Origin of the sequence: Gilvibacter sp. (assembly GCF_013214815.1) — a bacterium.
Lineage (GTDB): Bacteria > Bacteroidota > Bacteroidia > Flavobacteriales > Flavobacteriaceae > Gilvibacter.
Genome location: NZ_JABSPU010000006.1, coordinates 66,596 through 75,806, shown reverse-complemented (window position 1 = coordinate 75,806; position 9,211 = coordinate 66,596). Strand labels below are relative to the sequence as shown.

Genomic DNA, 9,211 nt, shown 5'->3' with positions numbered 1-9,211 from the left:
TAGCGGAATGTCAGTACTGACCAACGGGCCTTTCTTTGGGGGTTCTTTAGAAGATCTAAGTCAGGCGCGAGCAGCTACTGCCATGCCTCTGTTGCGCAAGGAATTTGTGATCGATCCGTATCAGATCACAGAAGCCAAAGCCCACGGCGCTGATGTAATTTTACTCATCGCGGCTTGTTTGCCGGCAGACCGTTTGCAAATGTTGGCTAAAAAGACCAAATCCTTAGGAATGGAAGTGCTCCTAGAAGTGCACAACGCGCAAGAATTGCAGGACAATTTAATTCCCGAGGTGGATTTGATCGGAGTAAACAACCGCAATCTCAAAACCTTTACGGTGGATGTGCAAACCAGTTTGGATTTGCTAAAACAGATCCCTGCAAACTATTGCCCGATCTCTGAAAGCGGTTTGAGTGATCCACAAACCGTAGCTATGCTCCGCAAAGCCGGTTTTAAAGGATTCTTGATGGGCGAACACTTTATGCGCGGTGAAAACCCGGGAGCGGCAGCCGTAGATTTTGTAAACGCTTTAAAAGATGCCAACGATGAAAATTAAAGTGTGCGGCATGCGCGAGGCGGAGAATATTCAGGCACTTACGGAATTAAAGCCTGATTATATCGGTTTTATCTTCTACGAGAAGTCTCCGCGATTTATGAACGCAGAGTCCGTTGCAGTTCCCGAAGGGATTAAAAAAGTTGGGGTTTTTGTAGATGCACCAAAGGGATACGTACTCCAACAAATTGAAGCTCATGACCTGGATGTCATTCAACTTCACGGGAAGGAAGATCAGCAGTACATAGGTCTATTGCGCGAGTTGGTCCACACCGATATTGACTTTTGGAAAGTCTTTTCTGTTGGAGAAAAATTTGACTTCAAAAAATTGAAACCTTTTGAAGACTTGGTTGATGCCTTTTTGTTTGACACCCGAGGGGAAGCACCCGGCGGAAACGGAAAGACTTTTGACTGGAAATTACTCAACGCTTACAGAAGTGAACTCCCCATTGTGATCAGTGGTGGAATTGGCTTGGAAGAGCTGCCGGCAGTCAAAGAACTGCTCAATACTTCTTTACCCATTATGGCCATTGATGTGAACAGCAAGTTTGAATCGGCCCCAGGATTAAAAAAAATTGATGAATTAAAGACCTTGATGAATTATGAACTATAATGTAGATGTACACGGTTATTACGGAGATTTTGGCGGTGCCTTTATCCCAGAGATGCTTTACCCAAATGTAGAGGAATTGCGTCAGAATTATATTCAAATTGCTTCGGATCCTGCTTTTCAGGAGGAGTTCCACGCCTTACTCAAGGATTATGTAGGCAGACCAACTCCACTCTATTTTGCCAAAAGATTCTCAGAGCATTACGGCTGTAAAGTCTATTTAAAACGCGAGGACCTTTGCCATACCGGAGCGCATAAAGTAAATAATACCATCGGCCAGATCTTAATGGCCAAGCGCTTGGGTAAAAAGCGGATCATTGCAGAAACTGGTGCTGGGCAGCATGGAGTCGCAACCGCGACGGTTTGCGCACTGATGGGCATGGAATGTATTGTTTATATGGGCGCTATAGACATCAAACGTCAAGCTCCCAATGTGGCGCGAATGAAGATGTTGGGCGCTAAAGTAGTTCCGGCGGAATCAGGTTCTAAAACACTTAAAGATGCCACCAATGAAGCGATCAGAGATTGGATCAACAATCCTGTGGATACGCATTACATCATTGGTAGTGTTGTGGGGCCGCATCCATATCCAGATATGGTAGCTCGTTTTCAAGCCGTAATCTCTCAGGAAATAAAATGGCAGCTGCAAGAAAAAGAAGGGCGTGAAAATCCAGATTACGTGGTTGCTTGTGTGGGTGGAGGATCTAATGCTGCAGGTGCCTATTACGAATACCTCAATACTCCAGAAGTTGGCTTGATCGCTGTTGAAGCAGCTGGTAAAGGCGTCAATACGGGAGAAAGTGCTGCTACCTCTCAGCTTGGAAAATCAGGCATCATCCACGGCAGTAAAACCTTGCTCATGCAAACCGAGGACGGTCAGATCACCGAACCTTATTCCATCTCTGCTGGTTTGGACTATCCTGGAATTGGCCCTATGCACGCGCACCTTTATGCGAGTGGGCGTGCTGAATTTATCTCCATTACCGACAAAGCCGCTATGGAAGCTGGTCTACTTTTAAGTCAATTGGAAGGAATTATTCCAGCCATTGAAACCTCTCACGCCTTCGCGATTTTTGAAGAGCGAAAATTCAAGGCAGATGACATTGTGGTGGTCAACCTGTCCGGTCGTGGAGACAAGGACCTCAACACTTATATCGAATACTTTAAACTCTAAGACCTACTTATGAATCGAATTCAACAGGCCTTACAACAAGACAAAAAACTACTGTCCATCTATTTCACAGCTGGGTTTCCGAAGTTGGATGATACCGTGACGGTAATTCAAGAATTGGAAAATTCTGGAGCCGATATGATCGAGATCGGTTTGCCCTTTAGCGATCCATTAGCGGATGGACCTACCATACAAGAAAGTTCTACAGACGCCCTGAAAAACGGAATCACTACCGCTCGCCTTTTTGATCAATTAGAGGGTATCCGCGACACGGTATCCATTCCGCTGATCATGATGGGGTATTTCAATCCAATGATGCAATACGGGATGGAAGACTTTTGCAAACGCTGCAGCGAATTGGGTATAGACGGTTTGATCATTCCGGACTTACCCCTGCGCGAGTTTGAATTGGAATACAAAGCCATCTTTGAAAAGTACGGATTGGACATGGTCTTTTTGATCACTCCACAAACCTCAGAAGCGCGTATTCGTGAAATCGACGCGGCTTCAAACAGCTTTATCTATATGGTGAGTACGGCTAGTACTACGGGAGCGCAAAGCGGCTTTGGCAGTGAAACAACCGCCTACTTTGATCGCATTGCGAACATGAATCTAAAGAGCGAATGCATTGTTGGTTTTGGGATCAGTAGCGAGGAGACCTTCACGGCTGCGACTCATAAAGCTAAAGGTGCCATTATTGGGTCGGCATTTATTAAAATGCTGCGTGAAAAGGGAACTGCGGGTATTGGAGCTTTTATGAAAGGGATTCGTCCCGATTAGGCCAGATTAGTTTGTAGATCTTGCTGACTGCCCAATTCCCCAAGGGAAAATAGAGGGCAAAAAAGAGCGCCATGGCCAAGGCAAAGTTTCGTTCACCAAAGAACTGATCCAGAATATTGTTTGGGAAAGCAATGGAAGTTTCTAACGCGTAGCCACCAAATTCTAAAAGCCCCATGGCTATTAGTCCGTAGGCGTATTGCGTGTGAAAAGGCAGACCTTTAAGCAAAAGTGAGATCGGGATCATGTACAGCAAGTACACGGTGATGACCTGCCACCAATAGGTAAAGGTGGCAATCTGCACGGTGGCACCAAACCAGTCCATGCCCATTCCCCAACCAAAATAGAGCAAAACATAGATCAAAAGAAGGCGTCTATCTACCTTAAACTTGTCTCGGGCATAGGCGATAAATGCATTCATGCGCTTAAATAGATTAATCTAAAAAACGAACCGTGATGGGATATACTTGCAGGGAGCTTTCCTCCTTTTTCGGATCTTATAAAAGGCAAACGACCCTTATAGCTAATGGGAACACAATTGGGTTTTTGGATAGATACGATCGACTTGAAATCCAAATCCTTTATAACCACATCTGACCACAACTGCTGTTGATCTATCCCTGTTCTCCCTTTGAATTTATAATGACCTATTTGGATAATCGCTCTCGTTGAATCTATTAATTCAACTTTGATCTTTGCTGGACGGAAAAGCCCTTGATATCCCAAGCGGACAGCCGCTTTAAAAGCTGCTTCCTTTAAACTCCAAACCCGCCAGAGGCTCTGCTGATTGGATTCAAAATGACCGAACTGTTTTAGCTCAACAGGCGAACAGACCTTTTGGCTATAGCGCCAAAATCGTCCTTCTGTATCGAAAGTACTTAAGGAAAGATCCACCACATCATTGCCGATCATGCGCTTAATTTTTCTTTGATCACAGCCAAGGAAGCTTCTAAAGTCAGCATCTTTTCCATGGAATCGTTGTCAATCTCAATATCAAAGGCATCTTCTACGTCCAAGACCACGTCTACTAAATTGGCGGAGTTGATCTGCAGGTCCTCAATAAATCGGGTCTCTGCTTTTAAATCTTTAAAGGCTTCTTGATTTTGAACATAAGGGCTGATGATCTCCTTGAGACGATCAAAAAATTGGGCATCATTCATGAATTGATTGGATTTGCGGTATTAGCTTGGTTTGAAGTTACGAATTATACTGACGCAATACGACACAGCCATTGACATCGCCAAAGCCAAAGCTGGCCTTGATTGCAGTTTCAATTGAAGTATTTATAGTTTGCTGCGGAATTTTCTCTCGTGGAATAAGAGTCGCGATATTTTCGTGTAGATCTTCTGTATTGATGGAAGGGTGCACAAAATCGTGCTGAATTTGTAAAGCGGTGGCTACTAATTCCACAGCTCCGGAACCCGACAAACAATGACCTACCATGCTTTTAGTGGATTGCAAATAAGGGAAATCTAATTTTTCTACACCAAGCTCGTCCACCCATGCAGCCACCTCATCAGGGTCCTTGGCGGTGGCTGTTAAATGCCCGTTGATCAGATCGATCTCATGACCAGATACATCCGCAGAAGCGAGCGCATCCGCGATACAATTTCTGACGGCTTTTGGATTGGGCTACGTAAGAGTTCCTCCGTCACGTTGCCCTCCGGAATTGATCTGTCCGCCCAAAACCTCAGCGATTATAGGAGCCTTTCTTTTCAAGGCCGATTCAAGGGTTTCAATGACAAAGGCACCCGCTCCTCCACCGGGCACTAAACCTCCTGCCGTAGCACTCAAAGGACGCGACGCTCTTTCTGGAGCATCATTGTGCCGCTGACTCGTCACGCGCATGGCATCAAAGCCAGCCCATAAATACGGGCCGTGTTCACAAGTGGAACCGACCAACATACGCCGGGCATAACCTGCTTTAATATGTCTGTAACCCATCAAAAGAGCTTCTGTTCCGGTAGTACAAGCAGACGAATTGGTGGTGACTTGATTCCCAGCCCCAATATGTCCTGCAATAAACGCACTCACACCGCTGGCCATGGTTTGGATCACCACATTACTACCCAAGCGACGAACCTTTTGCTCATCCACCATTTTCATGGAAGCGTTTAACTTTTCTATCCCAGAAGTTCCAGTTCCAAAAATGACTCCAGTTTGAGGATCGAACTGCTCATTTCCTAATTCCAATTCTGCATTCTTCCAAGCCTCATCTGCCGCAATCATTCCATAAATGATCCCGTCGCTGTCAAAATTCCTGACTTGCAAAGGAGTCAAACAGGCATCGATATGATGCTGCTGTACAGGTGGTATTCCGCCTACTTGACATCCGAATTTAAGATCAGCCAAACGCGGAATAAAGGCAATTCCGGAGCGCCCATCGCGCAATGCCCGTTCAAAATCAGACAAACCAACTCCATTGGGAGCAACTACTCCCATGCCCGTAATAACGACACGCGTATTATTGTATATGTGCTCCGCCATCTACTGGAATTACTGCTCCGTTGATCCAAGCCGCTTCTGGACGACATAAAAGTCCTGCTACTTGAGCTACATCCTCTGGAGTGGTTATACGTTTGAATGGGCTGCGAGATGCTGCGTACTTTAAGATCTGATCCACATTGGGAATGCGTCTTAGCGACGCCGTATCTACAACGCCTGCCTGAATGCAATTAGCACGAATTCCGTGTGGGGCAAATTCTAAAGCGATGCTTCTGGTAATTGCTTCTAAAGCTGCCTTGGCCGTACCAACAGCCGCATAATGTTTCCAGGCCTTATGACTGCCCTCGCTCGTAAAACTGATGATACGAGTATCTTTTGCAAACATTTTAGCCCGATGTAATTGTTGGGTCCAATCCATTAAACTGCTGGCCATAGCTTCCAAAGTAATGGCCATATCGGTTGCGGTAAGCGATTCTGATTCTGCGAGTGGTTTTACATGCCCTTTGGCAATGGCATGTATCATCACGCCTATGGATGCTCCTTCTGGAAGGATTTCTTTAAAGTTGGATATCAAAGCGGCAATGCTTTCTGAACGTGTCGCGTCCTTGTTGAAGGTGCGTATGATTGCTTCGGATGGCATCTGTTCCAGGCCTTCTTGAAAATTAGCCAAGCTGGCTCTAGGGTCTCGATGAACCAAAAGCAAGTTATAGCCTTGAGTGGCGAGTTGCTGAGCAGTAGCCCAACCCAAACCTCTGGAGGCTCCCAATATCAAGGCCCAATTGTTTGATGCTACCATTGCAATAAAAGGCGTTGGGCAGAGAATCCCGGTCCAAAGCTCAACATCAAACCTTGGGTTCCTGCGGGGTTATTTTTTTCCATAAAGCGCTCTAGAACATAAAGCACCGTGGCGCTTGACATATTGCCGTAGAGATCCAGCACGGCTCGGGTATCTTCTATAGACTTTCCAAGCGAGCCAAAAAGTTCATCAACGGTCTGTACTATTTTGCGTCCGCCCGGATGAAAGATCAAATGGTCTAAAGCTTCAATACTGCTTCCGTGCTTGGCCAAAAAAGGATGTATGATCTCACCAAAGTGAGAAGCGATCATATTGGGTACTTCCGGATCCAAGATCATCTGTAAACCTTCATTAGTCAAGTCAAAGCCCATTAAGTGAGTGGCGTTGTAAAAATGATACATGCCTTCTCCTAAGATCTCAGGCCCTTGTTCATCCGCAGCAGAAGAGAGTAATACACAAGCGGCTCCATCACCAAAAATTGCAGCGCTAACCATATTGGCCATAGAATAATCACTGTGCTGAAAAGTTGCCGTTGGAGATTCCACCGCGATCACCGCGGCCTTTTTATTCGGATTCGATTTTAAAAAATTATAGGCGTAAATGGTTCCCGAAACTCCTGCAGCGCAGCCCATTTCTGTTACCGGCAAACGCATGACATCTTGCCGCAATCCCAAGGCGTTGATCAAATAGGCATCCAAACTCGGGATCATAATGCCCGTACAACTCACCGTGATGAGCATGTCGAGTTCTTCAGGCTTCCACCCTGCTTTGTCCAGAGCATTTTGCAAGGATTGGGTTCCTAAATCAATTGCAGCCTTGACAAATAAGCGGTTCTTTTCTTCAAAGGAAGTTGGGTTAAACACATCTGGCGCATCCATAATGGCATAGCGACGGGAAACTCCGGCACCTTCAAAGATCTTAAGAACCTTGCGCTTGAAGCGATCTTCTTGGCCGTCCAACCATTTTGAAACGTAAGGAAGGATCTCATCCGTAGTACGAGAAAACTCGGGCAAGGCCTTGGATACTGCTGTTATACGTACACTCATGAGCGCAACAACCACAGATAACGGAAGGCCCAGTTCCAATTGACTTCCGACTGCATTTTTAGGGTGTTAGACATTTGTTTTAGTTCGTGTTTTTTAAATCCTTTTTTAATTGACAATAAGCCGTCATGCATGATCATTTCGTTGCGAATAAAGAGACCCAAAGACCAAAATAGGCCATAAGCAATCGGGCTTCGCTGCAGATCATTCACCACCCAACCCAAACGTGTTTTGGATTTGGCGCTATCTATCATCTGCTTAATTTGCTGATCGTCAAAATGATGCATAAATAAAGTCGTCAAAACGATATCACATTCGGGCATGTCCCACTTAAAAACATCTGCTTTAAGATAGGTAATTTCAGGATAGTCCTGCGATCGCTGCTCCGCGAAAGCAATACAGGTTGCATTTGCATCAACGCCGGTAAAACGCCAATCTAATTGGTGCTTTCTGCTGTAATTTGCTAAATGTCGCAACTGACTCCCTTCTCCACATCCCAAATCAATAATGTGCAATCCTTGAGCAGAATCTGCCGCACGACTCAGTCTGCAAACCCCTTTTAGGCTTACGGCATCTCCTCCTAAGCGGGCATTGATCTTGGCCAAGGTTTTAAGGGTATCCAACAATTGTTGTCCTTCCATTTCAAGATCGTCCATCCATTCAGGCTCGTGAGATCTATGCTTCATAGGCTAATGACTTATCCACTTTCCCGTGGGTTTGTTTGATAAAAAACGGCAAAATACCTGGAATAAATCTGATTGCATCCATTGCTAGACTGCTTCCGGCATCACTAGAAAAAATACCCGAGGCGACCCTTCCCATACGCAGGCGCTTGGAGAACTCAAGCTTCCATCGCGACTGATAGCGCTGTAATACTTGATTGAGATCTTGGTGCACGGAAAAGCAATCCATTAACTCCTCGCAGGCCATCTCCGCGCTGCGAATGGCCATACTCATACCGTTACCACAAAGCGGATGTATCAAGCCGGCAGTATCGCCACACATGATCCAATTACCTTCTACAGGAGGTTTATCCTTAAATGAAATTTGTGCAATGCTCAAGGGTTTGTCAAAAACCATCTCCGTTTCATCCAACAAAGCTTTTAAATGCGGATTGGCTCCCAGTACCGTATCCATAAACTTGGAGAGTTCGCGATAGTTTTTAAAGACCTCATAACTGGCAATAAAGCAAAAATTGATTAGCCCTTGCTCCACACGTGAGACGCCGCAATAACCGCCTTCAAAATTGTGTAATGCCACTAGGGAAGGGTCAAACGCTCCCTTTGCATGCCATTTGGCCGCTACGTAATTGGCTTTTTTACTGATGAATTCCCGCTTTAGTTTTTTATCTAGTATTGATCGCTTCCCGTAGGCAGCAATGCCAGCGCTTGCCGTGTAGATGTTTCCATCACTGCTTGTTAATTGCACTCCATTGGGTATTGAGGTTATATTTTCTGCGGATGCTGTAATAATTTGAACGCCCACTAACTGAGCCCTTTCAAACATAGCCTGTTCAAGGGTAAACCTGCTGATACCAAATCCACCTAGTGGAAGCTTTGCTTGGATAGCCTTGCCTTTGGGATGGGTCCAACTGAAATTCGATATTTCAACAGCTCCCAACGCAAAGGGATCAATTCCCAACTTCGAGAGATACGGCAGTACCTCATTAGAAATATATTCGCCGCAGACCTTATGACGCGGATAGGATTTAGGTTCAAACAGCAGCACAGATTTGCCTTGTCCGGACAGATCAATAGCAGCGCTTAAACCCGCCAATCCACCGCCAACAATGAGAACGTCTGCTTCTTGTTGCTTCAAG

The 9,211-nt window shown here is 45.5% G+C and carries 12 protein-coding genes and 1 pseudogene; 4 read left to right on the top strand and 9 right to left on the bottom strand.

Features of this window, described 5'->3' with window-relative positions:
- The 4 genes from HRT75_RS02620 to trpA form a co-directional block, all read left to right on the top strand.
- The coding region (locus HRT75_RS02620) for an indole-3-glycerol phosphate synthase TrpC (RefSeq protein ID WP_291182453.1) at nucleotides 1-553 on the top strand (553 nt) is incomplete at its 5' end.
- On the top strand, nucleotides 543-1,163 hold the full coding sequence (locus HRT75_RS02615; RefSeq protein ID WP_291182452.1) for a phosphoribosylanthranilate isomerase: 621 nt from the start codon (nucleotides 543-545) through the stop codon (nucleotides 1,161-1,163). The genes HRT75_RS02620 and HRT75_RS02615, both read left to right, overlap by 11 nt.
- Entirely contained in the window at nucleotides 1,153-2,334 is a 1,182-nt protein-coding gene (gene trpB / locus HRT75_RS02610) for a tryptophan synthase subunit beta (protein ID WP_291182451.1), read from the top strand. The genes HRT75_RS02615 and trpB overlap by 11 nt, the downstream gene beginning before the upstream one ends.
- Before the next feature lie 9 nt (nucleotides 2,335-2,343).
- Nucleotides 2,344-3,111: a tryptophan synthase subunit alpha gene (gene trpA / locus HRT75_RS02605; protein WP_291182450.1), complete on the top strand. Its 768-nt coding sequence runs from the start codon at nucleotides 2,344-2,346 to the stop codon at nucleotides 3,109-3,111.
- Here trpA and HRT75_RS02600 read toward each other — a convergent pair.
- From HRT75_RS02600 to HRT75_RS02565, 9 genes and pseudogenes are all read right to left on the bottom strand, one after another.
- Entirely contained in the window at nucleotides 3,086-3,529 is a 444-nt protein-coding gene (locus HRT75_RS02600; protein WP_291182449.1) for a hypothetical protein, read from the bottom strand. The genes trpA and HRT75_RS02600 overlap by 26 nt on opposite strands.
- Entirely contained in the window at nucleotides 3,526-4,020 is a 495-nt protein-coding gene (locus HRT75_RS02595) for a 4'-phosphopantetheinyl transferase superfamily protein (RefSeq protein ID WP_291182448.1), read from the bottom strand. Before HRT75_RS02595 ends, HRT75_RS02600 begins: the two co-directional genes overlap by 4 nt.
- Nucleotides 4,017-4,268 (bottom strand): acyl carrier protein, encoded by a 252-nt coding sequence (locus tag HRT75_RS02590; protein ID WP_291182447.1) that lies wholly within the window; start codon nucleotides 4,266-4,268, stop codon nucleotides 4,017-4,019. The genes HRT75_RS02595 and HRT75_RS02590 overlap by 4 nt, the downstream gene beginning before the upstream one ends.
- A 37-nt stretch (nucleotides 4,269-4,305) precedes the next feature.
- A pseudogene (locus tag HRT75_RS14760) lies at nucleotides 4,306-4,728 on the bottom strand (beta-ketoacyl-[acyl-carrier-protein] synthase family protein); the annotation flags it as partial.
- A gap of 12 nt (nucleotides 4,729-4,740) precedes the next feature.
- A complete protein-coding gene (locus HRT75_RS02585; protein WP_366665011.1) occupies nucleotides 4,741-5,595 on the bottom strand; it encodes a beta-ketoacyl synthase N-terminal-like domain-containing protein in 855 nt (284 codons plus the stop codon).
- Complete coding sequence (locus HRT75_RS02580; RefSeq protein WP_291182446.1) at nucleotides 5,573-6,349, bottom strand: SDR family oxidoreductase; 777 nt, start codon at nucleotides 6,347-6,349, stop codon at nucleotides 5,573-5,575. Before HRT75_RS02580 ends, HRT75_RS02585 begins: the two co-directional genes overlap by 23 nt.
- The gene (locus HRT75_RS02575; RefSeq protein ID WP_291182445.1) at nucleotides 6,343-7,395 is read right to left on the bottom strand and encodes a 3-oxoacyl-[acyl-carrier-protein] synthase III C-terminal domain-containing protein; all 1,053 of its coding nucleotides are present in this window, start codon (nucleotides 7,393-7,395) and stop codon (nucleotides 6,343-6,345) included. Before HRT75_RS02575 ends, HRT75_RS02580 begins: the two co-directional genes overlap by 7 nt.
- Nucleotides 7,392-8,078 carry a methyltransferase domain-containing protein gene (locus HRT75_RS02570; protein ID WP_291182444.1) on the bottom strand — a complete coding sequence of 229 codons (687 nt, stop codon included), beginning with the start codon at nucleotides 8,076-8,078 and terminating at the stop codon, nucleotides 7,392-7,394. The genes HRT75_RS02575 and HRT75_RS02570 overlap by 4 nt, the downstream gene beginning before the upstream one ends.
- Nucleotides 8,068-9,210 (bottom strand): NAD(P)/FAD-dependent oxidoreductase, encoded by a 1,143-nt coding sequence (locus HRT75_RS02565; protein ID WP_291182443.1) that lies wholly within the window; start codon nucleotides 9,208-9,210, stop codon nucleotides 8,068-8,070. Before HRT75_RS02565 ends, HRT75_RS02570 begins: the two co-directional genes overlap by 11 nt.
- Nucleotide 9,211: the final 1 nt, after the last annotated feature.

Coding starts and splice junctions, on each gene's coding strand:
- HRT75_RS02615 (WP_291182452.1), top strand. CDS start 543: ATGAAAATTAAAGTGTGCGGCATGCGCGAGGCGGAGAATATTCAGGCA.
- trpB (WP_291182451.1), top strand. CDS start 1,153: ATGAACTATAATGTAGATGTACACGGTTATTACGGAGATTTTGGCGGT.
- trpA (WP_291182450.1), top strand. CDS start 2,344: ATGAATCGAATTCAACAGGCCTTACAACAAGACAAAAAACTACTGTCC.
- HRT75_RS02600 (WP_291182449.1), bottom strand. CDS start 3,529: ATGAATGCATTTATCGCCTATGCCCGAGACAAGTTTAAGGTAGATAGA.
- HRT75_RS02595 (WP_291182448.1), bottom strand. CDS start 4,020: ATGATCGGCAATGATGTGGTGGATCTTTCCTTAAGTACTTTCGATACA.
- HRT75_RS02590 (WP_291182447.1), bottom strand. CDS start 4,268: ATGAATGATGCCCAATTTTTTGATCGTCTCAAGGAGATCATCAGCCCT.
- HRT75_RS02585 (WP_366665011.1), bottom strand. CDS start 5,595: ATGGCGGAGCACATATACAATAATACGCGTGTCGTTATTACGGGCATG.
- HRT75_RS02580 (WP_291182446.1), bottom strand. CDS start 6,349: ATGGTAGCATCAAACAATTGGGCCTTGATATTGGGAGCCTCCAGAGGT.
- HRT75_RS02575 (WP_291182445.1), bottom strand. CDS start 7,395: ATGAGTGTACGTATAACAGCAGTATCCAAGGCCTTGCCCGAGTTTTCT.
- HRT75_RS02570 (WP_291182444.1), bottom strand. CDS start 8,078: ATGAAGCATAGATCTCACGAGCCTGAATGGATGGACGATCTTGAAATG.